This is a genomic window from Streptomyces sp. NPDC006925 (genome assembly GCF_042869575.1).
GTDB lineage: Bacteria > Actinomycetota > Actinomycetes > Streptomycetales > Streptomycetaceae > Streptomyces.
Genome location: NZ_JBIAGB010000018.1, coordinates 1 through 24,369, shown reverse-complemented (window position 1 = coordinate 24,369; position 24,369 = coordinate 1). Strand labels below are relative to the sequence as shown.

13 protein-coding genes and 1 pseudogene are annotated in these 24,369 nt (G+C 71.0%); 10 read left to right on the top strand and 4 right to left on the bottom strand.

From position 1 onward, the window contains the following. Positions 1-5 precede the first annotated feature (5 nt). The 8 genes and pseudogenes from kdpA to ACFYNS_RS22535 all read left to right on the top strand — a co-directional run bounded on the left by kdpA (position 6) and on the right by ACFYNS_RS22535 (position 10,453). Positions 6-1,667, top strand: coding sequence for a potassium-transporting ATPase subunit KdpA (gene kdpA / locus ACFYNS_RS22570; protein ID WP_388604759.1), 1,662 nt, complete (start codon positions 6-8; stop codon positions 1,665-1,667). Further along, positions 1,667-3,818 (top strand): annotated as a pseudogene (gene kdpB, locus ACFYNS_RS22565) (potassium-transporting ATPase subunit KdpB). The gene kdpA and the pseudogene kdpB overlap by 1 nt, the downstream one beginning before the upstream one ends. 5 nt (positions 3,819-3,823) lie before the next feature. After that, the gene (gene kdpC, locus ACFYNS_RS22560) at positions 3,824-4,417 is read left to right on the top strand and encodes a potassium-transporting ATPase subunit KdpC (protein ID WP_388604757.1); all 594 of its coding nucleotides are present in this window, start codon (positions 3,824-3,826) and stop codon (positions 4,415-4,417) included. 237 nt (positions 4,418-4,654) lie between these two features. Beyond that, on the top strand, positions 4,655-7,297 hold the full coding sequence (locus tag ACFYNS_RS22555) for an ATP-binding protein (RefSeq protein WP_388604755.1): 2,643 nt from the start codon (positions 4,655-4,657) through the stop codon (positions 7,295-7,297). Between the two features lie 29 nt (positions 7,298-7,326). Continuing rightward, positions 7,327-8,013, top strand: a complete 687-nt coding sequence (locus ACFYNS_RS22550) for a response regulator (protein ID WP_360297956.1) — start codon at positions 7,327-7,329, stop codon at positions 8,011-8,013. Positions 8,014-8,096: 83 nt separating this feature from the next. After that, on the top strand, positions 8,097-8,501 hold the full coding sequence (locus tag ACFYNS_RS22545; RefSeq protein ID WP_075003332.1) for an OB-fold nucleic acid binding domain-containing protein: 405 nt from the start codon (positions 8,097-8,099) through the stop codon (positions 8,499-8,501). Positions 8,502-8,504: 3 nt separating this feature from the next. Further along, positions 8,505-9,305, top strand: a complete 801-nt coding sequence (locus tag ACFYNS_RS22540) for a DUF3159 domain-containing protein (RefSeq protein WP_388604753.1) — start codon at positions 8,505-8,507, stop codon at positions 9,303-9,305. A gap of 143 nt (positions 9,306-9,448) precedes the next feature. After that, a complete protein-coding gene (locus ACFYNS_RS22535) occupies positions 9,449-10,453 on the top strand; it encodes a DUF3048 domain-containing protein (RefSeq protein ID WP_388604751.1) in 1,005 nt (334 codons plus the stop codon). 136 nt (positions 10,454-10,589) lie between these two features. Here ACFYNS_RS22535 and ACFYNS_RS22530 read toward each other — a convergent pair whose 3' ends face one another. Together ACFYNS_RS22530 and ACFYNS_RS22525 are read right to left on the bottom strand one after the other, a co-directional pair. Next, positions 10,590-11,252, bottom strand: coding sequence for a TrkA family potassium uptake protein (locus tag ACFYNS_RS22530; protein WP_079135174.1), 663 nt, complete (start codon positions 11,250-11,252; stop codon positions 10,590-10,592). 85 nt (positions 11,253-11,337) lie between these two features. Further along, positions 11,338-11,997: a TrkA family potassium uptake protein gene (locus ACFYNS_RS22525; RefSeq protein WP_360292825.1), complete on the bottom strand. Its 660-nt coding sequence runs from the start codon at positions 11,995-11,997 to the stop codon at positions 11,338-11,340. A gap of 69 nt (positions 11,998-12,066) precedes the next feature. On the opposite strand from ACFYNS_RS22525, the gene ACFYNS_RS22520 reads away from it, so the two are divergent. Together ACFYNS_RS22520 and ACFYNS_RS22515 are read left to right on the top strand one after the other, a co-directional pair. Next, on the top strand, positions 12,067-14,187 hold the full coding sequence (locus ACFYNS_RS22520; protein ID WP_360292822.1) for an APC family permease: 2,121 nt from the start codon (positions 12,067-12,069) through the stop codon (positions 14,185-14,187). Between the two features lie 158 nt (positions 14,188-14,345). Beyond that, complete coding sequence (locus ACFYNS_RS22515) at positions 14,346-15,689, top strand: TRAM domain-containing protein (RefSeq protein WP_360292819.1); 1,344 nt, start codon at positions 14,346-14,348, stop codon at positions 15,687-15,689. Positions 15,690-16,504: 815 nt separating this feature from the next. Here ACFYNS_RS22515 and ACFYNS_RS22510 read toward each other — a convergent pair. Further along, the gene (locus ACFYNS_RS22510) at positions 16,505-17,620 is read right to left on the bottom strand and encodes a hypothetical protein (RefSeq protein ID WP_388604748.1); all 1,116 of its coding nucleotides are present in this window, start codon (positions 17,618-17,620) and stop codon (positions 16,505-16,507) included. A gap of 443 nt (positions 17,621-18,063) precedes the next feature. Next, complete coding sequence (locus ACFYNS_RS22505) at positions 18,064-23,499, bottom strand: hypothetical protein (protein WP_388604746.1); 5,436 nt, start codon at positions 23,497-23,499, stop codon at positions 18,064-18,066. Between the last annotated feature and the right edge of the window lie 870 nt (positions 23,500-24,369).

The following is a 24,369-nucleotide window of genomic DNA, read 5'->3' as shown; positions in this document are numbered from 1 at the left end:
CGCCGATGAGTACATCCCTCGCAGCCGTGCTCCAGGTGGTGGCGCTCGTCGGGGCGCTTGCGCTGGTGCACCGGCCGTTCGGCGACTACATGGCCGCCGTCTACCGGTCCGACCGGCATCTGCGCGTCGAGCGGCTTGTCCACCGCTGCGTCGGCACTGACCCGGACGCCGGGATGCGCGCACCCGCCTATATCCGCGCGGTGCTGGCCTTCTCGGCCGCCGGAGTGCTCTTCCTCTACGCTCTGCAGCGGCTCCAGGACAGGCTGCCGCTGTCCCTCGGATTCCGCGCACTCGACCCGGACCAGGCGTTCAACACCGCCGCCTCCTTCGTCACCAACACCAACTGGCAGTCCTACGCGGGCGAGTCCGCCATGGGCCATCTGGTGCAGCTGACCGGGCTGGCGGTGCAGAACTTCGTCTCGGCCGCCGTGGGGATGGCCGTCGCCATCGCCCTCATCCGCGGCTTCGCCCGGTCGCGCACCGGGGAACTGGGCAACTTCTGGACCGACATGGTGCGCGGAGTGGTGCGCATCCTGCTGCCGCTCGCGTTCCTCGGCGCGCTCGCCCTGGTGGCGACCGGCGTGGTGCAGAACCTCGCCGGGATGCACGAGGTGCAGACCCTCTCCGGAGCCACTCAGCACATCCCGGGCGGCCCCGTCGCCTCCCAGGAGGCCATCAAGGAACTGGGCACCAACGGCGGCGGCTTCTTCAACGCCAACTCCGCACACCCCTTCGAGAACCCGAACGGCTTCAGCAACCTGCTGGAGGTCTTCCTGCTCCTCGTCATCCCGTTCTCCCTGACCCGAACGTTCGGCACGATGGTCGGGAACGTGCGCCAGGGGTACGCGGTCCTCGCCGCGATGGGCGTCATCTGGCTCGCCGGGGTCGCCGCGATCACCGCCGCCGAGTACGCGCACCAGGGCACGGCGGCCCAGCTCGCCGGCGGCGCCAACGAGGGCAAGGAGCAGCGCTTCGGAGCGGGCGCCTCCGCACTGTTCGCCGCCTCCACGACGATGACCTCGACCGGCGCCGTCAACTCCTTCCACGACTCCTACACCGCCTTCGGCGGCGGGGTGGCGCTGCTGGGCATGATGCTCGGAGAGATCGCACCGGGCGGGGTCGGCTCCGGGCTGTACGGCATGCTGATCATGGCTGTCATCGCCGTCTTCCTCGCCGGGCTGATGGTCGGCCGCACGCCCGAGTACCTGGGCAAGAAGATCGGCACCCGCGAGATCAAGTACGCGGCCTGCTTTCTGCTGAGTACTCCCGCTCTGGTGCTGGGCGGCACCGCGCTCGCCATGGCGCTGCCCGACGGCGAGCGGGCGATGACCAACATCGGGGCGCACGGCTTCAGCGAAGTGCTGTACGCCTACACCTCGGCCGCCAACAACAACGGCAGCGCCTTCGCCGGATTCGGCGCGGACACGCCGTTCTTCAACACCACGCTGGGCCTGTGCATGCTGCTCGGCCGGTTCCTGCCGATGGTGTGCGTCCTGGCGCTGGCCGGTTCGCTGGCCCGGCAGGCGCCGGTGCCCGTCACGGCAGGCACCCTGCGCACCGAAAAGCCGCTCTTCTCCGGCTTGCTGGTCGGCTCCGTGCTGATCGTCACCGGACTCACCTTCTTCCCGGCCCTGGCTCTGGGGCCGCTCGCGGAGGGACTCTCCTGATGAGCACGACAACAGCGGTCCGCATTCCGCGGCCGGACGACACTCAGGATCCGGCCGAGGGCCGGCACTCTCCCGGCCGGCCCCCGGGCGGCGGGCCGTTCGCCCCGCGGCACCTGGCCCGGTCGCTGCCGGCCGCCGTGCGCAAGCTCGATCCGCGGTGCATGGCCGCGTCGCCGGTGATGTTCGTGGTCGAGGTGGGCTCGGTCGTCACCACCTGCCTCGCCGTCGCCCACCCCGGGGACTGGTTCGGCTGGGTGATCACGGCCTGGCTGTGGCTGACCGTCCTGTTCGCCAACCTCGCCGAAGCGGTGGCCGAGGGGCGCGGCAAGGCACAGGCCGACACCCTGCGCCGGGCCAGGACCGAGAGCGTGGCCCGGCGGCTGGCCGGACCGGACGACGCCCGGGAGACCGCCGTGCCCGGCACCGAACTGCGGGTCGGCGACCTCGTGGTCTGCGAGACGGGTGACCTGATACCCGGGGACGGCGATGTCGTGGAGGGGGTCGCCACCGTCGACGAGTCCGCGATCACCGGCGAATCGGCCCCCGTCATCCGGGAGTCCGGCGGCGACCGGTGCGCCGTCACCGGCGGCACCAAGGTGCTCTCCGACCGTATCGTCGTACGGATCACCACCGAGCCCGGGCGAACCTTCATCGACCGGATGATCGCACTGGTGGAAGGCGCCGCCCGGCAGAAGACGCCCAACGAGATCGCCCTCAACATCCTGCTGGCAGCCCTCACGGTCGTCTTCCTCCTCGCCGTCGTCACCCTGCAGCCGTTCGCCGACCACGCCGGGGCAGAACAGTCCCTGACCGTGCTCGCGGCGCTGCTCGTCTGCCTCATCCCCACCACCATCGGGGCGCTGCTCTCCGCCATCGGCATCGCCGGGATGGACCGGCTGGTGCAGCGCAACGTGCTGGCCACCTCCGGGCGGGCCGTGGAAGCGGCCGGGGACGTGACGACGCTGCTGCTCGACAAGACCGGCACCATCACGCTGGGCGACCGCAGGGCCGTCGCCTTCGTCCCGGCAGCGGGCATCCCGGCGGAGGAGCTGGCGGATGCGGCCCGGCTCGGCTCGCTCGCCGACGAGACACCCGAGGGCCGCTCCGTGGTCGCCCTGGCCGCCGGAGAGCACCCGACGGACGGCGGCGGCGCGGCAGCACCGGCCGCGCCGGAGGGCGCCACCTGGGTACCGTTCACCGCGCAGTCCCGGATGTCCGGCGTCGACGTCGGCTCCCCCGGACGGTACCGGCGTGCGGCTGCGGGTGCGCAAGGGCGCCGCTGCGGCGGTGTCCGGCTGGATCGAGGAGCGGGGCGGCCGGGTCGGCGCGGAGGTCGACAGCGCCGTGCAGGCCATCTCCGAGGCGGGTGGCACCCCTCTGGTGGTCGCCGTCGAGGACACGGCCGGTGCCCGGGCGCTCGGCGTCATCCACCTCAAGGACGTCGTCAAGGACGGCATCGCCGAGCGCTTCGCCGAACTGCGCCGGATGGGCATCAGAACCGTCATGATCACGGGGGACAATCCGCTGACCGCCAAGGCCGTCGCAGCCGAGGCCGGCGTCGACGACCATCTCGCGGAGGCCACGCCCGAGGACAAGATGGCGCTCATCGAACGCGAACAGGCCGGCGGCCGACTCGTCGCCATGACCGGTGACGGCACCAACGACGCCCCGGCACTGGCCCGTGCCGACGTGGGCGTCGCCATGAACACCGGCACCTCCGCCGCCAAGGAGGCGGGGAACATGGTGGACCTGGACTCGGACCCCACAAAGCTCATCGAGATCGTGGAGATCGGCAAACAACTGCTGATCACCCGAGGGGCGCTGACCACCTTCTCGATCGCCAACGACGTCGCGAAGTACTTCGCGATCATCCCCGCGATGTTCGCCGCCGCCTACCCCGGCCTGGAGACCCTCGACATCATGCGGCTGACCTCGCCGCAGTCGGCGATCCTCTCCGCCGTTGTGTTCAACGCGCTGATCATCGTCGCCCTGGTGCCGCTCGCCCTGCGCGGGGTGCGCTACCGGCCGCTGAGCGCCGACCGGCTGCTGCGCCGCAACCTGGCCGTCCACGGGGCCGGTGGGCTCGTCGCACCGTTCCTCGGCATCAAACTGATCGACCTGCTGCTGACCGCGCTTCCCGGAGTGAGCTGAGCGAGATGAACACAGCTGTACGCAACGCCGCCCGGTTCGGCTGGGCCGCCGGCCGCGCCCTGCTCGCACTGACGGTCCTGTGCGGGGTCCTCTACCCGCTGGCGGTGACCGGTGTGGCCCAGGCCGCCTTCCCCGACAAGGCGAACGGCTCCCCGGTGCGGGTGGCGGGCGAGGAGGTCGGTTCGGCCCTGATCGGCCAGCAGTGGCGCGGGCGGAAGTGGTTCCACGGCCGCCCCTCGCACTCCGGCTACGACCCGCGCGCCACCGGGTCCGGTCAGCTGGGCGCGAGCGACCCGCGGCTGGTCGCGTCCGTACGGGAGGCGCGGCGCAAGGTCGCCGAGCTGAACGGGGTGTCGCCCGCAGCCGTGCCCCCCGACGCGGTGACCGGCTCCGGATCGGCCCTCGACCCGCACATCTCCCCCCGGTACGCGAAGATCCAGAGCGCGCGGGTCGCCCGGGCCAACGGGCTGCCCGCGGAGGCGGTGCGCGCTCTGGTGGCCGCGCACACGGAGGGCCGCGGCGCCGGATTCCTGGGCGAGGAGCACGTGAACGTGCTGAAGCTGAATGTGGCCGTGCGCGCCGCGGCAGCGTCCCGCTGACCGCGGGGCTCGCGGGGAGCCCCGCCCCGGCCTCCCCGCCGCGCGGGCTCCCGCACCCGGTCCGCCCCGGCCCCGCCCACTGCGGCGGGGCCGGGGCTGACCCCGGGCAGGCGCCGACCGCCTGCCTGCGGCCGGGCCCCAGCGCCCGGTGCCCGCCGAGCGATCCATACGGAACCCTGACGCCCGGCCCCGCCCGCGCCGCATGACCAGGACCGGAGAGCGGCGACAATAGGGGGCATGGTGTCCGGAACGCAGCAGCAGCGGCGGCGGGGGCGGCTGCGGGTCTTCCTCGGCGCGGCGCCCGGCGTCGGCAAGACCTACGCCGTGCTCTCCGAGGCGCACCGCCGGATGAAGCGGGGCACCGACGTGGTGGTCGGGTTCGTCGAGCACCACGACCGCCCGCGGACCGAGGCGCTGCTGCACGGGCTGGAGCAGGTGCCGCGCCGCGGGACCACGCACCGCGGCACGGACCTCACCGAGATGGACACCGACGCGGTGCTCGCCCGCCGCCCAGCCGTGGCCGTCGTGGACGAACTGGCCCACACCAACGTGCCCGGCTCCCGGAACGCCAAGCGCTGGCAGGACGTCGAGGAACTGCTCGCCGCCGGAATCGACGTCGTCTCCACCGTCAACATCCAGCACCTGGAGTCGCTCGGCGACGTGGTGGAGTCCATCACCGGCGTACGGCAGCGCGAGACCGTGCCCGACGAAGTGGTGCGGCGCGCCGACCAGATCGAACTGGTCGACATGTCCCCCCAGGCGCTGCGCCGCCGGATGGCGCACGGCAACGTCTACGCGCCGGACAAGGTCGACGCGGCCCTGTCCAACTACTTCCGGCCCGGCAACCTGACCGCCCTGCGCGAACTGGCCCTGCTGTGGACGGCCGACCGGGTCGACGAGTACCTCCAGCAGTACCGCTCCGAGCACCGCATACGCACCACCTGGCAGGCCCGCGAGCGGATCGTCGTCGGGCTCACCGGCGGGCCCGAGGGCCGCACCCTGATCCGCCGCGCCGCCCGGATGGCGGCCAAGGGCTCGGGCAGCGAGATCCTGGCCGTCCACATCTCCCACGCCGACGGCCACACCCCCGCCTCCCCACAGGAACTCGCCGTCCAGCGCACCCTCGTGGAGGACCTGGGCGGCACCTACCACCACGTCATCGGCGACGACATCCCCCAGGCCCTGCTGGAGTTCGCGCGGGGCCACAACGCCACCCAGATCGTGCTCGGCTCCTCCCGCCGCAGGACCTGGCAGTACGTGTTCGGACCCGGGGTCGGCGCCACCGTCGCCCGGGACTCGGGGCCGGACCTGGACGTGCACATCGTCACCCACGAGGAGGTCGCCCGGGGGCGCGGGCTGCCCGGCACCCGGGCCGCCCGGCTGGGCACAGCGCGTCTCGTCGCGGGCTGGCTGACCGCGCTCGGGGCTCCCGTGCTGCTGACGCTCCTGATGCTGGCCACCGAGCCGGGGATCGGCTTCGCCAACGATGTGCTGCTCTTCCTGGTGCTCACGGTCACCGCCGGGCTGGTGGGCGGACTGCTGCCCGCGCTGGCCTCCGCCGCGGTGTGCTCGGCGCTGCTGAACTACTTCTTCACCGAGCCGGTCCGCACCTGGACCATCAGCGACGGCCGCAACGTCGTCTCGCTCGCCGTCTTCTTCGCCGTCGCCGTGGCCGTCGCCTCGGTGGTGGACCTCGCGGCCCGGCGCACCCAGCAGGCGGCCAGGCTGCGCGCCGAGTCGGAGATCCTCTCCGCGCTGGCGGGCAGCGTGCTGCGCGGCGAGACCCCGCACGCGGGCGGCGGCCCGGGCAGCGGGCCCAGCCTGGAGGCGCTCCTGGAGCGGGTCCGGGAGACCTTCGCCATGGACGGTGTCGCCCTGCTGGAGCGCACCGCCGAGCGGGCCGCGTGGATCTGCGCGGGCAGCGTCGGCACCACCGGCTCCGGCAAGCGGCTGGCCGCACCGGAGGACGGCGAGACGGACATGCCGGTCGGGGACAGCATGATGCTGGTGCTCTCCGGACGGGTGCTGCCCGCCGAGGACCGCAGGGTGCTGGCCGCGTTCGCGGCGCAGGCCGCCGGGGTGCTCGACCGGCAGCGGCTGCTGGGCGAGGCCGAGCAGGCCCGCGAGCTGGCCGAGGGCAACCGGATCCGCACCGCGCTGCTGGCCGCCGTCTCGCACGACCTGCGCACCCCGCTGGCCGCGATCAAGGCGTCCGTCTCCTCGCTGCGCTCCGATGACGTGGAGTGGTCGGCGGAGGACGAGGCGGAGCTGCTGGGGGCGATCGAGGAGGGCGCGGACAAGCTCGACAACCTGGTCGGCAATCTGCTGGACATGTCCCGGCTGCACACCGGCACCGTCCGGCCGCACATCAAGGACATCAGCCTGGAGGAGGTCGTGCCCAAGGCGCTGGGCGGCGTGCCGGAGGGCAGCGTGCGGCTGGCCGTCGCCGAGGCGCTGCCGCTGGTCGCCGTCGACCCGGGGCTGCTGGAGCGCACCGTCGCCAACCTGGTGGAGAACGCGGTCAAGTACAGCCCGGAGGGGAAGAAGGTACTGGTGCGCGCGAGCGCGCTGGCCGATCGGGTCGAGCTGCGCTGCACCGACCGTGGCCCCGGGGTGCCCGACAGCGACAAGGACCGCATCTTCGAGCCCTTCCAGCGCTACGGCGACGCACCGGGCGGTGCCGGGGTCGGCCTCGGCCTGGCCGTCGCCCGCGGCTTCGCCGAGGCGATGGGCGGCACGCTGGAGGCCGAGGACACCCCCGGGGGTGGCATGACCATGGTGCTCACCCTGTGCGCGGCTCACGGCCGCGGGCCCGCGCCCCGCCGGCTGCCGGCCCATACCGGCAGACCGCAGCTCCAGTCGCAGCGCTCCGGCGCCTGAGCGGCACAACGGAACGGAGAGGAACAAGAATGCACCGGGTGCTCGTGGTCGACGACGAACCCCAGATCGTCCGTGCCCTCGTGATCAACCTCAAGGCGCGCAAGTACGAGGTGGACGCCGCGCACGACGGCGCGACCGCGCTGCGCCTGGCGGCCGACCGGCATCCCGACGCCGTCGTCCTGGACCTGGGCCTGCCCGACATGGACGGTGTGGACGTCATCCACGGCATCCGCGGCTGGACCCGGGTGCCGATCCTGGTGCTCTCCGCCCGGCAGACCTCCGACGAGAAGGTGGAGGCGCTGGACGCGGGCGCCGACGACTACGTCACCAAGCCGTTCGGCATGGACGAGCTGCTGGCCCGGCTGCGCGCGGCCGTCCGGCGCGCGGAGCCCCCGGCCGGGATGCCGGAGGGGACCGGGGTCATCGAGACCCGGACCTTCACCGTCGACCTGGCGGCGAAGAAGGTGCACCGCGACGGCAGCGACGTCCGGCTCACCCCGACCGAGTGGCATCTGCTGGAGGTGCTGGTCCGCAGTCCCGGTCGGCTGGTGAGCCAGAAGCAGCTGCTCAGGGAGGTCTGGGGCCCCTCCTACGGCACCGAGACCAACTACCTGCGCGTCTACATGGCCCAGCTCCGCCGCAAACTGGAGGCCGACCCCTCGCACCCCCGGCACTTCGTGACCGAGGCCGGGATGGGCTACCGCTTCGAGACGTGAGCACGAGAAGCCCGGCGTCCCGGTTCGCGACGGTGCCGACGGGCGGGGGAGACGCGCCGCCGTCCGGCGGTACCCTGGCGGTTATGACTGGCGCCACCCGAGAGCAGCGGGGCACGGGAAGCGGGCGGTTCCGACGGTTCCTGGAACGGCTCTCCTCCTCGGAGGAGGACCTGCGCTCGGCCGAGCTGCGTGAGGAAGCCGAGGACACCGGCTGTGCCCGGATCTCCGAATGCACCGACCGCGAGATGGTGCGGGTAACCGGTACGCTGCGCACCGTGACACTGCGGCCACGCGCCGGAGTGCCCACCCTGGAGGCCGAGCTGTTCGACGGGTCGGCCTCGCTGGACGTCGTCTGGCTGGGCCGCCGCTCCATCGCGGGGATCGAGCCGGGCCGCAAGCTGATCGCCTGGGGGCGGATCACCGTCAACCACGGCCGTCCCGTCATGTTCAACCCGAAGTACGAGCTGCGACCCCTCGGACAGGAGTAGCGGGTGACCCTTCCCGACAAGCGGACCGAAGCGGAGGAGCCGGACGACCGGCCGACCGGCGGGACCGGCTCCCGGGCCCCGGAGGAGACCGGATCGCAGGCCGTCACGGAAGCGGCGCTGTTCGAGGCGTTCGGCGGGGTGCGGGGCCTGGTCGAGACGACGGTGCCCGGCCTGGTGTTCATCGCGATGTACACGGTGAACAAGGACATCCACACCGCCGCGATCACAGCGCTGGTGCTCTCCGGTGTGATGGTCGTCTTCCGGCTGCTGCGCAAGGACACCGTCAAGCACGCCTTCAGCGGGATCTTCGGCGTCGGCTTCGGCGTGCTCTTCGCGATGATGACGGGCAACGCCAAGGACTTCTACCTGCCGGGCATGCTCTACACGCTCGGCCTGGCACTCGCCTACCTCGTCACCGCCATGGCGGGTGTGCCGCTGCTCGGCCTGGTGCTCGGACCGGTGTTCAAGGAGAACCTCTCCTGGCGCAAGCGCAACCCCGGCCGCAAGAAGGCGTACACCAAGGCGAGTTACGCCTGGGGATTCATCCTGCTCGGCAAGTCGGCCGTGCTCTTCCCGCTCTACTTCTGGGGCGAGACCACCCAGTTCGGCTGGGTCACCGTCATCCTGAAGATCCCGCCGTTCCTGCTGGCCGTCTACCTCACCTGGATCTTCCTGGCGAAGGCGCCGCCGCCGATCAACGTCATCGCCGAACTGGAGGCCGAGGAGGAAGCGGCCAAGGCCGAGAAGGCCGCGGCGCAGGCCGCCACGGCGGAGGCGGGCACGGCCGGCCGGCACCGCCGCTGATCCGGGCCGACCCCGCCGTCGACGCGCACGTGCCCGCCCCGCGCTCCGGCTGAACGGGCCAACCGGGCCGCCTGCCGCACCGTCGTCCCCGCCGCGGGGAAGGATCCTCCACGACGCGCACAGCGACACGGAGGCGAGGCGCCATGGACGACCCCACCCGGCGGCCCGGGCTGCCCACGGACGGAGCGGCCCCGTACAGGGCACGCAGGGCGGTGCTGCGGACCGCCCTGGCGACCGCCGCGGCGCTGGGCGCGGGCACCCTCGCCGCGTGCGGCTCCGACGGGGAGAAGGGGGACACGTCCCCGTTCACCGGCGAGCAGCACAAGGGCGGCCGGGTGCTGGCGGTGAAGGTCGACAACGTGGCCGCGGCCCGGCCGCAGAACGGGCTCGACCACGCCGACATCGTCTACACCGAGCAGGTCGAGGCCGGGCTGAGCCGCATCCTGGCCGTCTTCGCCTCCGACCTCCCCGCCACCGTCGGCCCGGTGCGCAGCGCCCGCGAATCCGACATCGAACTGCTGCGCCAGTTCGGCGAGCCGGCGCTGGCGTTCTCCGGCGTGCAGAGCAAACTCCTGCCGACCCTGGAGGCGGCACCGCTGCGGCTCCTGCCGCCCGGCGAGCTGACCGACGGCTACGAACGGGACCCGGGCCGCCGCGTCCCCCACAACCTCTACCTCAAGGCACGCCGCGCCGAGCAGGCCGCCGGCGGCGCCTCCGCGCCCCGGGACATCGGCTTCCGCTTCGGTTCCGCACCCGGCGGCGGCCGGGCCACCGACCGGCACACCGTCCGCTACCCCGGGGCCCGCTTCACCTTCACCTGGTCCGCCGACCGCGGCCGCTGGCTGGTGGCGACGGACGGATCCCCGGCACGTGCCCGTGGGGGCGGACGGCTCGCCCCCGCCACCGTCGTGATCCAGTACGTGACCGTGCGCCCGTCCCGCTTCCACGACAGTTCCGGCAGCGTCACCCCCTACACCGAGACCGTCGGCTCCGGCGACGCGCTGGTGCTGCGGGACGGCACGGCGTACGAAGCACACTGGTCGCGTCCCTCGGCGGGCGGCGGCACCGCCTTCACCCTGGCGGACGGCGGAGACCGGCTGCCCTTCGTGCGCGGTCAGGTGTGGGTTGCGCTGGTGAAGAAGAGCTGACCGGGCCGCTCACGGCCGCGCCGAGCCGCGGTCGCGGAAGCCGTCCGCGGCCGCCGCGCCGTCCGCGGCCTCCGTCCCCGGTGAGCGTGCCTCGCCCCCGCCGGACCGGCACCTGCGGGCCGTCACCGCAGGGGAGTCACCCGCGGGCCGAGAGCAGCTCCTCGAGCTGCTCCTCGCGTGCGGGAGCAGCCACGAAGAGGAGTTCGTCGCCCGCCTCCAGCACGTCGTCCGGATCCGGCGTCAGCACCCTGGAGCCGCGGATGATCGTCACCAGCGCGGTGTCCTCCGGCCAGCTCACATCACCCACGCGGGTGCCCGCCAGCGTGGACTCCGGGGGCAGCGTGAGCTCCACGAGGTTCGCGTCGCCCTGCGAGAAGCGCAGCAGCCGCACCAGGTCGCCGACGCTGACGGCCTCCTCCACCAGAGCCGACATCAGGCGCGGAGTCGAGACGGCGACATCCACTCCCCACGACTCGTTGAACAGCCACTCGTTCTTCGGGTTGTTGACCCGGGCCACCACCCGGGGCACCCCGTACTCCGTTTTGGCCAACAGCGAGACCACCAGGTTGACCTTGTCGTCACCCGTTGCGGCGATCACCACATGGCAGCGCTCCAGCGCCGCCTCGTCCAGCGAGGTGATCTCGCACGCGTCCGCCAGCAGCCACTCAGCCTGGGGAACCCGCTCGACGGAGATGGCTGTCGGCGCCTTGTCGACGAGCAGGACCTCGTGCCCGTTCTCCAACAGCTCGCCCGCGACGGAGCGGCCCACCGCGCCCGCCCCGGCAATCGCCACTCTCATGCGTTCCCCTGGTTCGCTTCTCCGCCCGTCCGGCGGAGTGCGTGCGTCCTGCTCCGGCGCGGCTCGGCTGCCGCCCGCGTGCCGTTCACGACTCCGGCCCCACGGCGAAGACTTCCTCTACTTTCGCGACCTCGTCGCAGCGCATCATCACATGCACCAGGTCGCCTTCCTGCAGCACCGTCCGGGACGTCGGCAGTATGGCCTCGCCCAGCCGGGTGAGGAAAGCGATACGCACCCCGGCCTCCTCCTGGAGCCGGCTGACCCGCTCGCCGACCCACGCCGCGGAGGTGTGCACCTCGGCGAGTTGCACGGCGCCGCTCGGGTCCCGCCACAGCGGCTCCGAGCCGGACGGCAGCAGTCGGCGCAGCATCTGGTCCGCGGTCCAGCGCACCGTCGCGACGGTGGGGATGCCGAGGCGCTGGTAGACCTCCGCGCGCCGCGGGTCGTAGATCCGCGCGGCCACGTGCTTTGTGCCGAACATCTCACGTGCCACCCGGGCCGCGATGATGTTGGAGTTGTCGCCGCTGCTGACCGCGGCGAACGCCCCCGCCTCCTCTATGCCGGCCTCGCGCAAGGTGTCCTGGTCGAAGCCGATCCCTGTGACCCGGCGTCCCCCGAACCCCGAGCCGAGGCGCCGGAACGCGGTGGGGTCCCGGTCGATGACCGCGACCGTGTGGCCCTGTCGTTCCAGGGTCTGCGCGAGCTCTGCTCCCACTCGCCCGCAGCCCATGATCACAATGTGCAACGCCCGTCCCTTCGTCCCGTACAGCGGGCCGTCTCAGCATCGCACGACTGACCGCATACGATCCTCTGCGTGTCCAGGATGACCGACGTACCGAAACGACTTCTCCTCGGGAGGGCGCTGCGCAGCGACAGGCTCGCCGAGACGCTCCTTCCCAAGCGTCTCGCCCTCCCCGTCTTCGCCTCCGACCCGCTGTCCTCGGTGGCGTACGCGCCGGGCGAGGTGCTGCTGGTCCTGTCGGTGGCGGGGGCCTCCGCCTACAGCTTCAGCCCGTGGATCGCGGTCGCGGTCGTCGTGCTGATGTTCACGGTGGTGGCCTCCTACCGGCAGAACGTCCGGGCGTATCCGAGCGGGGGCGGGGACTACGAAGTCGCGACCACGAACCTGGGCCGCCGGGCGGGGTTGACCGTCGCCAGCGCACTGCTGGTCGACTACGTGCTCACCGTGGCGGTCTCGATCTCCTCCGGGGTCGAGAACCTCGGCTCGGCCATCCCGTTCGTCGTCGAGCACAAGACGTTCTGCGCCGTCGCCGTGATCGTGCTGCTGACGCTGATGAACCTGCGGGGCGTGCGCGAGTCCGGCAAGCTGTTCGCCGTACCGACCTACTGCTTCGTCGCGGGCGTCTTCGGACTGCTCGCGTGGGGGGTGGTGCGCGGAGCCATCCTGGGCGACGAGATGCGCGCCCCCACCGCCGACTACGAGATCCACACCGAACAGTCCGGCCTCGGCGCGTTCGCGCTGGCCTTCCTGCTGCTGCGCGCCTTCTCCTCCGGCTGTGCGGCGCTCACCGGCGTCGAGGCGATCAGCAACGGGGTGCCCGCCTTCCGCAAGCCCAAGTCGAAGAACGCCGCGACCACCCTGGCCCTGATGGGCGTGCTGGCGGTCACCATGTTCTGCGGCATCATCGCGCTGGCGCTGGCCACCAAGGTGCGGATGGCGGAGAACCCGGCCAAGGACCTGCTGATCGACGGCCACCCCGCGGGCGCCGACTACACCCAGAACCCCGTCATCTCCCAGGTGGCGGCCGCGGTCTTCGGCGACGGCACGCTCCCCTTCGTCTACCTGGCCGCGGCCACCGCGCTGGTACTGTTCCTGGCCGCCAACACCGCCTACAACGGCTTCCCGCTGCTGGGCTCCATCCTGGCGCAGGACCGCTACCTGCCGCGGCAGTTGCACACCCGCGGTGACCGGCTCACCTTCTCCAACGGCATCGTGCTGCTGGCGGGCGCCGCGGTGATACTCGTGGTGGTCTACGGCGCCGACTCCACCCGCCTGATCCAGCTCTACATCGTGGGCGTGTTCGTCTCCTTCACCCTCAGCCAGATCGGCATGGTCCGGCACTGGAACCGGCTGCTCGGCACGGAGACCGATTCCGCACGCCGCCACCGCATGCACCGCTCCCGCGCCATCAACACCTTCGGGGCCTTCTTCACCGGACTGGTGCTCGTGGTCGTGCTGGTGACGAAGTTCTCGCACGGCGCCTGGGTCTCCCTGGTCGGCATGGGACTCTTCTACGCCGTGATGACCGCCATCCGCCGGCACTACGACGGAGTGTCCGAGGAACTGGCGGCCGAGGACCCCACGGAGGCGAAGATGCGCCCCTCGCGGGTGCACTCGTTCGTGCTCGTATCCAAGATCCACAAGCCCACGCTGCGCGCCCTGCGCTACGCCAAGCTGCTGCGCGCCGACACCCTCGAAGCCGTCACCGTCAACATGGACCAGGACGAGACGGAGCAGCTCCGCAGAGAGTGGGAGGAGAGCGGCATCGACATCCCGCTCACCATCCTCGACTCGCCCTACCGGGAGATCTCGCGCCCCGTCATCGACTACGTGAAGCGGCTGCGCCAGGAGCAGCCCCGCGACGTGGTGAGCGTCTTCATCCCGGAGTACGTGGTCGGCCACTGGTACGAGCACCTGCTGCACAACCAGAGCGCGCTGCGGCTCAAGGGCCGGCTGCTGTTCACACCCGGCGTCATGGTGACCTCGGTGCCCTACCAGCTGGAGTCCTCCGAGCTGGCCAAGAAGCGGGCCAGGCGGCGGGAGCAGTGGAACGCGCCCGGCTCCGTGCGCCGCGGTCCCGTCATCCAGCCGCGGAAGTCCCAGAAGGACGGCGGCAAGGGCGGCAAAGGCGGCAAGGGCCCCGGAAACGGGTCCGGACCGGCGGGGAGCCTGACCCGGCAGCGCGGGAAGTAGACTCGGCGGCTGCGGCCCGGACGGTCCCTCCCGCCCGGCCGGCCCCGCATCCCGCCGCACGGCACCCCTCGGTTCCCCCGTGCCAGTCATCGCCCAGCCGTTCTTCAGCCCTCAGCCCTCAGCCCTCAGCCTTTCCAGCCGTTTGGAGTCACGCCCCGATGCCCGAAGCCAGCGCGTCCGAAGAGCTCGCCCCCTCCCTGGTGGGGGAGGAGTACGAGGTCGAGGTCGGCCCGGTGGCGCACGGCGGCCACTGCGTGGCCCGTACCGGCGGCGGCCAGGTGCTCTTCGTCCGGCACACGCTGCCCGGCGAGCGGGTCGTCGCCCGGGTGACCGAGGGCCGCACCGACTCGCGCTTCCTGCGGGCCGACGCCGTGGACGTCCTGGAGCCCGCCAAGGACCGTGTCGAGGCACCCTGCCCCTTCTCGGGCCCCGGGCGCTGCGGCGGGTGCGACTGGCAGCACGTCAAGCCCGGCGCGCAGCGACGCCTCAAGGCCGACGTGCTCACCGAACAGCTCCAGCGGCTCGCCGGGCTCACCCCCGAGGACGTCTCCTGGGACGGCACGGTCGAGCCCGCACCGGGCGACAAGGTCGCCCCCGGCGAGGTCCCGGCCTGGCGCACCCGCATGCGCTACACCATCGACGCGGAGGGCCACGCCGGCCTCCTCAAGCACCGCTCGCACGAGGTGCAGCGCATCGACCACTGCCTGATCGCCGCACCCGAGGTCGAGGAGCTCGGCATCGAGGAGCGCGAGTGGCCGCAGATCGCCACCGTCGACGCCATCGCCGCCACCGGCTCCGCCGACCGCCAGGTCGTCCTCACCCCCCGCCCCGGCGGCCGACTGCCCCTCGTGGAGCTGAACCGCGAGGTCTCCGTCCTCCGGGTGGGCGAGAAGGACCGCGCCGTACACCGCGTCCACGGCCGCGACTTCGTCCGCGAGCGCGCCGACGGACGCACCTGGCGCATCGGCGAGGGCGGCTTCTGGCAGGTCCACCCCCGTGCCGCCGAGGTCCTGGTGGACGCCGTGATGCGCGGCCTCACCCCCCGCAAGGGCGAGACGGCACTGGACCTGTACTGCGGCGTCGGCCTGTTCGCCGGAGCGCTTGCCGACCGCCTCGGCGAGAAGGGCGCCGTGCTCGGCATCGAGTCGGACAAGCGGGCGGCGGCCGACGCCCGCAAGAACCTCGAGGACTTCCCCCGGGTACGCATCGAGCACGGCAAGGTCGACAAGGTCCTGCCGCGCACCGGCATCACCGAGGCCGACCTGGTCGTCCTCGACCCGCCCCGGACCGGCGCGGGCAAGCGCATCGTCGACCAGGTCACCGCACTCGGCCCCCGCCGCATCGCCTACGTCGCCTGCGACCCGGCCGCCCTCGCCCGCGACCTCTCCTACTTCGCCACCGCCGGCTACCGCCCCCGCTTCCTGCGCGCCTTCGACCTGTTCCCGATGACGCATCATGTGGAGTGCGTCGCGATTCTGGAGCCGGCGGGGAAGGGCTCCTGAACTAGGGTTTTGCCCGTGCGTATTATGTGCGGTGTGGGCGTTACGCGCGATATCTTGATGCTGAGATTACGCTCGTCCTGATTGGGTGTCAGGAAATCCGTTGGGCAGGTCAGGCCCTGCCAGGGTGCCGTATAGCAATCAGGTGTCCGAGGGTGGGTGACGCCCTGCGCGGAGCTGCTGGCTCCAGGTGGCCAGTTGCCCCGGAAAGGGCCAGCTAATCTTCTGAGTCAGGTTTTCTGTTCAGATGTGGGGTTGCCTGGTGGCACGTACTGGGCGGCCGAAGGCCGAGTTGATCCTGTCGGATGCGGCGCGGGCTGCGCTGGAGGGATAGGGGCGGCGCCGTTCCACCCGGCAGGCTGGGCATTGCGGTGCCGGATCACCTGGCCCCCGCGATCGGCGTGTCCAACAGGGGTGTGGCTGCCCAGCTCTGTTCGACACCGCATGCGGTGGGCCGCTGGCGGGCGCAGTTTGTCGAGCACCGGATCGCCGGGCTGGTGACATGTCACGTCCAGCGGATCCCTGACGGTCACCGACGAGCAGGTCGCCGCGGTGGTGGAGTGGACGCCGAAGAACGCCACGCACTGGTGGACGCGGGCGATGGCCACGGAATGGGCCTGTCGCAGTCGACCGTGTCGCGGATCTGGCGAGCCTTCGGCCTGCAGCCACACCGCACCGAGACGTTCGAGCGTGTCGACGGCCCTACGTCGTCGACACGGTCCACGACGTGGGCGGCCTCTATCTGAACCCGCCCGAGCGGGCGTTGGTCTTCTGTGTCGACGAGAAGCCGCAATTCCAGGCCATGGCGACCGGTCCCATCACTTCGCGGTCCAGTCCGTAGTCAGCACCTTCGCCAGGGCAACGAGGTCCTTGTGGCCGAGCGGATTCCGGTGGGAGAGGGCGTTGCGGGCAAGGTGCAGCAAGCGCAGGCGGTGACGCTGGGCTGTGGTCAGGTTCAGCATGTAGGCGGCGGCCGAGAGACCGCCGATCTCGAGTTCGTGGGGGTCGGGTGCGCCGTCGGATGTACCGTTCCTGTACTGCGAACGGGCTCTGGCGCAGAAGTCCTGAAGACTGTGCGAGCCCTTGCGGAGCAGTTCGGGCAGGTGGTGAATCAGGGATGTGCGAGCTTCCTCGATGAGAGGGAGGAGGACCCTGTTCTGCGCGTGGCAGACGAGGACGCGCAGTTCGTGTGGCCGGGAGTTCAGGAGGTGACGACCGTGCACCAGGCGGATGCGCCCGTCCCAGCTGTCGATGGAGCCGTCGGCCCACGCGTCGTGGATCTCGGGGTCGGGGGACCAGGCGTGGGCGGTCGACATGCGTATGCCTGGCTCGCACGCTGCCGTGGCCTGCTCATCATCGGGCAGCAACAGGGTGAGCGCCGTGCGTAGGCTGTCCAGGTCTCCGCCGCTCCAGGCGACCCGCAGGGCGAGAGCGCGGTCGATGTCGGGGCCGCAGACTTCGGCGACGACGGCGTCTGTCACCCGCCGGAGCAGGGCGTCGGCCGCCTTCTCAGCGCCGACGTCGGATCGCCATGCCATGAGGACCTCGGTGTCCAGCCGGGTCCAGACCTTCCACCACCAGTGGACGGACCACCGGCTGCGGTCTCCGAGCACACCGCGCGGCAGGTCGCCCGCCCTGGCGGCGAAGAGGAAACGGGGCCGCTTCCGGCCGGGCAGCCCTGCTTCGTGGAACGTGGCCACAGCGACCCTGAGGAGCCTCGCCGCCTCTTCGCATGTCGACTCGTTCCAGCATCGGACGACGATGGTGGGGGGCACCAGGCCGACGGCGGCCTGTTCGGCGAGTGCCGCGACAGGATCCCCAGTGACGCCGAGCTCCTTGGCGAGGCGGTCCTCCAGCGTCGAGGCCGATGCGGGGGCGGGAGTGGGGGAGGCATCGGGCAATCCAGCACCGCTGGTCATGACGAGACTGCTCACCAGATCGCCATACGAGTCGTCAGGCGGGCCCGCGTCCCCTGTCCCGTTCGCGGTGGTGAGAGGTACGCGCGGCTCCGGCAACACGCGCACCGGGGGTATCGGCCCGGCGCCGCGGTCGGCCAGGGATCCGGCCCCGGGCACCGAGATCACCCCCTCCATGCGGTGGGTGAGTTCGCCGACGAAGAAGTCAGCCCTCCCGGTCTCCACGACCGGGTCAGGGAAGTACCAGACGCAGCTGCTTCCGGACCGCAGGTCCGCCTCCAGCAGATTGAGATGCCGACGCGGTCCGGGGAGCCCGGCGAGGTCTTCGTCCTCGACTTCCCCGGCGGTATCGGCGGCTTCCGGGGCTGGGGCACCTCCCTGCAGGGCTGGCGCGCGTGAGCTGCTGTCCGAGGACTCGGATTCCTCGCGTACCGTGCCTGGCGGGCTGGAATCGGTGGCGGTCATCGATCGGCGCCGATCGTCTTCAACGAACGGAAGGTAACGGCGTCAAGCCGGACGCCTGTCTGGACTTGGTCGAGGACGGCAAGCCACTCGAGGCGCTCCAAGAGGCACTCGGCCGCCCGGAGGGCTTGGTCGTCGTCGCTCTCGTCGAAGAACGCAGCAGCCAGGTCTCCGGGAGTGAGGACTGCCTTGCCCTCGAGGTACTCCTCTACGCTGTAGAATTCGACCCAGGCTGATATGAGGGAGATATCCGCCTCCGTGAGTCCGGCCGCTTGCAGGTGAGTGGTGGCCGCGTTGACTGCCTCGAACCGCTCGCACAGGCTCTGGAGGACTTCTTTCTGCCTCTTGCCGGAGCGCACGTTGTGCATTGCGGCATCGACCAGAGCAGGCCAGCCGCCGGTGGCGGCGATGAGACCGCGGCGTTCCTGAGGAAGCCCGAACGGCGACTCGGGCCAGGCACGGACGCTGTCGACGGTCCACCGTTGTGGCACGACGAGTCCGACATTCGTCGTCTCCGTCTCAGCCATCGCGTCCGGAGAACAGAGGACGACGGCGTACCGCCGAGGTGCTCCGGGTGTGGCCTTGGCATCGATCCCCTCGGCCCCCGTGTGCTCGACCAGGCGCTCTGCGGCCGCCTTCACGGCGGACCCCGGTCGGCCGCGCAGGTCGACGAAGAGGAGTTTGGACCCGCGCTTGCGCCGCGAGTCCGTCGTGATCGCACCGATGAGGTCGTCATCCGGGCCGACGGTGTCAACGTCGAAACCGTAGCCGTCGCCATACAGGCGCAGTCCGCCTTCGACGAGATCGTCTGCGAGCGCCCGTGTGCAGGGCACGATGCTTGTGCGGGTGGAGTGGGCGAGCATCTCACCGAACTGCCCCTCGGTCAGCGGACTCATCCGCTGGACCCCCCTGATGATGCCCAAAGAACGGCGGGCGGAGCGCGGATTGTAGTCGTAGGGCAGGTCGAACTCGGTGTCGTGCAGCTCGCTCTCGAGCTCGTTGCGGGTGCCGAGCATGTTGACCACGTTGGGGCTGCGCATCGCGTAAGCGCGCTCCTTGGCGGGGAGCTTGATGAGCAGGCCGAGGCCGACCATCTCGTCAAGGAAGATGGTCAGCTGGCGTTCGCTGTTGAGCGGGAAACCCTCGGGCCAGATCTGGTGTGCCTCCTCCAGGAGTTCGCCGGGCCGGGAGGCGTGGGCGTATCCGTGCTTGAGGGCGCGCAGGGCGATCAGCAGCGTGAGGACGCGGTAGCGGTCCTCCAGGTTGATGGTGTAGCGCAGCCGCTCCGCGATGAGTTCGCGGACCCGTTCCAGGTTGGCGACGGCCTGGACATCGTCCCAGGTGATCGGTGCGTGACGACCGTCAGTGAGCATGGCGCGCTGCTGCATGTAAGCGACGAGGTGATCGCAGAATATCTGCACCAGGTTCGCTTGGTAGTTGGTGACGCCCAGGATATGCCAGACCAGGTCGGGCCTCTCGAAGACGAGACCGACCGCGGCCAGGGGCTCCTCGACGAGCGCGACCGCGGCCTGCGGCTTGAGCGGACCGACGAGGACTCCGGGGCCGCCGTGCGCGGTGACGACGTTGGTGAGGTGGTTGAAGCGCTGCACCTGGTGCAGACCGGCGAAGACGGCCTTGAAGGACCGGCCGGTGGCCTCCATCAGCCGCTGCAGTTGCTTTACGGTGTGGAAGGTCGACTGGCCGCCGCCGGTGTAGACGGCTTGGGCGTCGGCGGTGAGGAAGGCGTCTGCCTCATCGGCGAGCAGCAGGATGCGCCGGCCTGGCTCCGCCTCGATCCACTGCCGGATCTTGTCGGCGATGGTGTCGACGGGGCTGCGGTCGGAGATGCTCCCCGGGATGACCTTGCGGTACTTCAGCTCCGCCAACAGGACCCGCCAGATGCCGTCCGGGGGCTCGGCGTGTCCGATATCCGCCTTGAGCAGGTCGATGTAGATGGCAATATTGCGATCCGGGTCGGCTTTCTGAAACACCTCGACCGCTTGGCGCAGCAGCGACGACTTGCCGAGCTGACGCCCGCCGAAGAGGAAGATGGAGCCGTCAGGCTTCAGGACCTCGCGCATCTCCTCGGCCCGACCTTTGAAGACCTCCGGGGGCACGAGGCCGGCGACGTGCGGGGTGTACGGGGTGAACCCGGTCCACGGCAGCGTGACCCGCTGCGCGGCACGGAAGGAGCGCGGCGCGCGGGCCGCCACCCAGCCGATGACGGCCGGGTCGACCACTAGGGCTTGCTGCCCGCGGCTACGAGCGGCGACTGCGAGCTTGCGGCGCCCTTCGATGCCGAGAGGCTGCAGGTAAAGGATCACGTTGGCACCGATGGCCGAGTCAGGGAGGTGCCGCAGTGGGCCCTCTCCTCGGAGCTCGTTGGCGATGACGACGACCTTGTACATGCGGCGGGCCTGGGAGCCCAGGGCAGCGACATAGCCGGGCGTGCTCTCGGTGATGTCAGCCCGCACGCTCAGCCGGGTGACTCCGTGCCGGGACTCTTCGACGTTGGGCTCGGCCACGGCCAGGCCGAGCAGGCGCAGGACACTCTTGACCGGACCCCGGATCTTGCGCTCCTCTCGCACGCGGATCAGGTTCTCCCAGGAGTCGAGCCCGGCGACCGCGTTCTGCACCAGCGGATCGTCGCCCGCGTAGTGCTGCGCCCACCAGCGGGCGCTAACTCCGTGCCGAGCCGGCGGTGGGGCCTCGCGGTGAGAGACGCCCGTCAGGAAGCGAGCCAGTTCCTGGCCAACGGGCTCTGCAGGAGAGGGCAGCGCGTCGCCACCGCGGGCGAAGGACAGGAGTTCCTCCGCGCCAACCGTCTCACCGCGGTCCAGTAGCCCGCGGATGCGCTGCTCGTCTGTCCCGGTCAGGCGCGCGGCGTCGAGTTCGCGGTAGAGCTGAGTGGTCTGCTGCTCTCCCAGCGCATGGAGGTGGTGGCCGATCTTGTCGATGGCGCGGAACCTCTCGCCGTAACGATCGCCGTTGTCCGCCTCCAGGTCGAGGAGACGCACCGTGAAGTTGTGCTCGTCCTCAGCCTTCAGCAGGTTCTGCACCCGCATCTGCGCCAGAGCGAGTTGGGCGCGCCGGTGCTCCTCTGCACATTTGCGCCGCCAGTCGGCAGCCGCGTCCGAGAGTTCCTGCCGCCAGTCCGACAGTTGAGCCGACTGCGGCGCGGCACCGACGAGCCGTCCCCGCTCCAGCCTGTCCAGCAGACGGGCCGCCAGGTGCAGGTTGCCCTTGTCCTGGTGGCGTCGCAGCGCGACAGCGACGTCGACGGGACCGAGCAGGCCGAGCATGGCCCTGAAGGCGTCCGGGCTCTCGAGGTCAGGTTCGTCTCGGAATTCGTCAACCCGCCAGGACAGGCCGGGCAGGTGGAGAACATCGTCGGCGGGGGGGCGGAACCGGGTATCGCGCGGTTGGGGAGTGTAGGAGCCGTTGAGCCAGCGCACCAGCAGTGCGAGGAGCGCGCCACCCACCCCGGGCACCGGTTCGGCGTGTCGGGCGGCCGCGATGGCCTTCATCAGGTCCCGGCCGACGTCGCGGCCCCCGGACGGACGGGGCGAGGCGGCGATGTGCACGGCCTCCGTGAGCAGGTCCTGAACGCTCCTGATGTGGCCCCGCAGTTGGTCGCGCGCGGCCGAGTGGATGGCGGTCTTCGCCTGTTTGGGAGTTCGCTTCGCCCGGTCGGTGGCGTCGATGATCCGGTCGGCTGCGTCGGAGCGCTTGTAGCGCTCGTCCATCTCCTTGCCGAGTTCCTCGGCCTCGATGTCTCCCTCGGCCCAGCTCTGGATCATCTCCAGCGTGCGTCCCAAGACACCGTCCGGCGCCGCGAGGGCCTGTAGCACGAGTGTGCCGCGCTGGTATTTGATGGTCCGCTGCGGCAAGTCGAGGCTGAGCTGGCGGGCCCGTTCGCCGATCTCCTCGCGTCTGTCGACGGCGGACGCCGTGGCCGGTGCCTCCAGATCGCCCGGTTGGATGTCGACGGACTGCCGCACCGCGTGGACCAGTTCTTCCAGCAGCGTTGCCCACGGCCCGGACAGACCCGGCAGCGAGGTGAAGTCGGTCAGGACACCGGCAGCCCACCGCGCCGACAAGCCGCTGCGGATGGCGGCGGTCAGCACAACCAGGTAGGCGTCGCGGTCATCATCCCAGGGGCGGTCCTCGGCTACCGTCTGGATTTCTCCCTCGGCCTCCCGTTGCAGATCGGAGGCCCATTCCGAGGATGTGTGGAAGGCGGCGTCCGCGAACGCGAGCGCGAGCACGCGCTGCGCGTCGGCATCTGCGGCGCGGGTCAGCCAGTAAGCCTCGGCAAGCCGTCCCTCCTTGACCAACTCCGCCACTGGAACAGGCTCCCCGGACCACACGTCGGCCTTCGGCCTCGGTACCGGGGCCGAACGGTGCTCGGTGGGACGGGAGTGCAGAGAGAGCGCAGTAGCCTCGTGTTCTGCCGTGATCGTCGGGGTACCCCCGCGCGCTGCCCCTTCCGATCCGGTGAGGGTGGGCGCGTCGCCCTCATCCGAAGACGCGACAGGTCCGCGCTCCTCGGCCGTCCTCGCCCGCGCCGGTCCTCCTGTCTCTTCAGGTCCCGTGGGCGCGGTGGACTGGGTGGGCTCCTCGGGCTCCTGGCCGCCCTCCGGCCCCGTCGACACGTCCAGCCCCTGGCCCGCTCCCGGCTGTTCGTGCTTTGCGGATTCGCCGAGCTCTTCCTTCTCGGACGCGTTGGGCCGTGCGGCCCGGTTCCTGTCCGGACGCGGGCCCGGGCCGGCGTGGGAGTCGGTCAGGTGCTCACCGACGTTCGTTTCCTCCGCGGCGGGGCGAGAGCCGCTGTCGAGCGTGACGACCGCCCCGATCTCGGCTGCCTCCGGCGCAGCCCTGCAGGTGACGCCGTCCGAGCCACTGTCTGCCTCGTCCGGTGACGGTGCGGCGACATCCTCGGTGGAGTCCACGCCAGGCTCGGCGGCGTCCGCTTCACCGTCGGTGAGCGGCGCGAGCACATCCCCACGCAACTCGCGGAGCCGCTGCTCGAAATATGTGATCTGGTCGCGCAGGCTGTTCCGGAGCATCTCGCTCGAAGACGACTCGTACACGGTGCGAGCCTCGTCGAGCGCCTTCACGGTCTCAGCGACCTCCCGGTCGATCTCCTCCTTGCGGCGCTCGTCCTCCCGCATTCGCTCGACGAGCGACTCGGCCGCGGCCCACCCCTGATCGTCGGCCCAGACGTCACCGGCGCCGGACTCCATGAAGACGCGGCCCAGAGCCTGGCGTTTCCTGACCCACTCCGCGGTCGCGCGAAGCAACTCCCGATCAGCGGCCAGTCGTCCGGCACGGACGGCCGCGACGAAGACATCCAGTCGGCTGGCCAGTTCCTCTGCGGCGTTCTTCAGCCGGGCCGTCTCCCGCCCGATCTCCTCGGCGTCCGACCACATCACGATCCGGCGCCCCCTCGCTCCCGGTTGAGCCGTCCTGTGTCCGTCAGCGCCCGCTCCTGCCGTGTCGTCGGAATCCCGTGACACCCACTCCGCACAGGGAAGTCGCTCGTAGTCGGGTTGAGTCAGAGGGTGATCCGCGGCACTCGCGGCGGCCTCCTGGAGCTGCTTCGAGTGGTCTCGCAACAGCTCACATGGGGGCCGGTCCTCGAGGAGGGGGAGCCCTTGGAGTACGAGTTGCGCCAGGTCCGGCGGCAGGTCCGACAGCATCCGGGTGAGCTGCGCGAGATCGGCGTCTGGCAGCCGCGCCTCGTGTCCTGTCTCGCAGAGCCTGGAGTCGGCGAGCCCGACTCCGCACGCGCAGAGACTGAGGATCAGTCGTTCGGGCGCCCGGGTCACCCACATCCGGGCCCCGACGGACCTGCGCAGCTTCGAGTCGGCGGGACCACCGTGGTAGTGCAGGACAGGAAGACCATGTGTCTTCTCGACGTGCCGGAACAGCATGAGAACCAGCTCGGGCTGGTCTCGCAGCCATTGTCTGAACGACGAAACCGAAGTCATGGTCGCCCCCCTTACCGTGCGGCGCGGCGCGCCTCTCTGGTCCCCGCCACCGGTCTCCGTTCTCACGACCGATGAGGGCGCGGCCTCCTCGTTTCGCCGAGTGCCGGTAGTCCGGTGATGGCCAGTCATATCAAACCGTTCGGGCAGCGGCGGGAGATTCCCGGCTGCAACCACGAACGGGTCTGTCGAACGAGCGACCCTGTCTCACATTCGGAGGGGGACTGTAAAACGTTCGGTGTAACTCCTGATCAAGGAAGATGCATCGATGACCAGTGAGAACGTGACCGAGGCCGAGTCCGTCGAGGCAGTTGA

What these genes read in the sequence shown, in the direction of transcription:
- kdpA (WP_388604759.1), top strand. Translation starts at nt 6, where the DNA reads ATGAGTACATCCCTCGCAGCCGTGCTCCAGGTGGTGGCGCTCGTCGGG.
- kdpC (WP_388604757.1), top strand. Translation starts at nt 3,824, where the DNA reads ATGAACACAGCTGTACGCAACGCCGCCCGGTTCGGCTGGGCCGCCGGC.
- ACFYNS_RS22515 (WP_360292819.1), top strand. Translation starts at nt 14,346, where the DNA reads ATGCCCGAAGCCAGCGCGTCCGAAGAGCTCGCCCCCTCCCTGGTGGGG.
- ACFYNS_RS22530 (WP_079135174.1), bottom strand. Translation starts at nt 11,252, where the DNA reads ATGAGAGTGGCGATTGCCGGGGCGGGCGCGGTGGGCCGCTCCGTCGCG.
- ACFYNS_RS22550 (WP_360297956.1), top strand. Translation starts at nt 7,327, where the DNA reads ATGCACCGGGTGCTCGTGGTCGACGACGAACCCCAGATCGTCCGTGCC.
- ACFYNS_RS22535 (WP_388604751.1), top strand. Translation starts at nt 9,449, where the DNA reads ATGGACGACCCCACCCGGCGGCCCGGGCTGCCCACGGACGGAGCGGCC.
- ACFYNS_RS22555 (WP_388604755.1), top strand. Translation starts at nt 4,655, where the DNA reads ATGGTGTCCGGAACGCAGCAGCAGCGGCGGCGGGGGCGGCTGCGGGTC.
- ACFYNS_RS22545 (WP_075003332.1), top strand. Translation starts at nt 8,097, where the DNA reads ATGACTGGCGCCACCCGAGAGCAGCGGGGCACGGGAAGCGGGCGGTTC.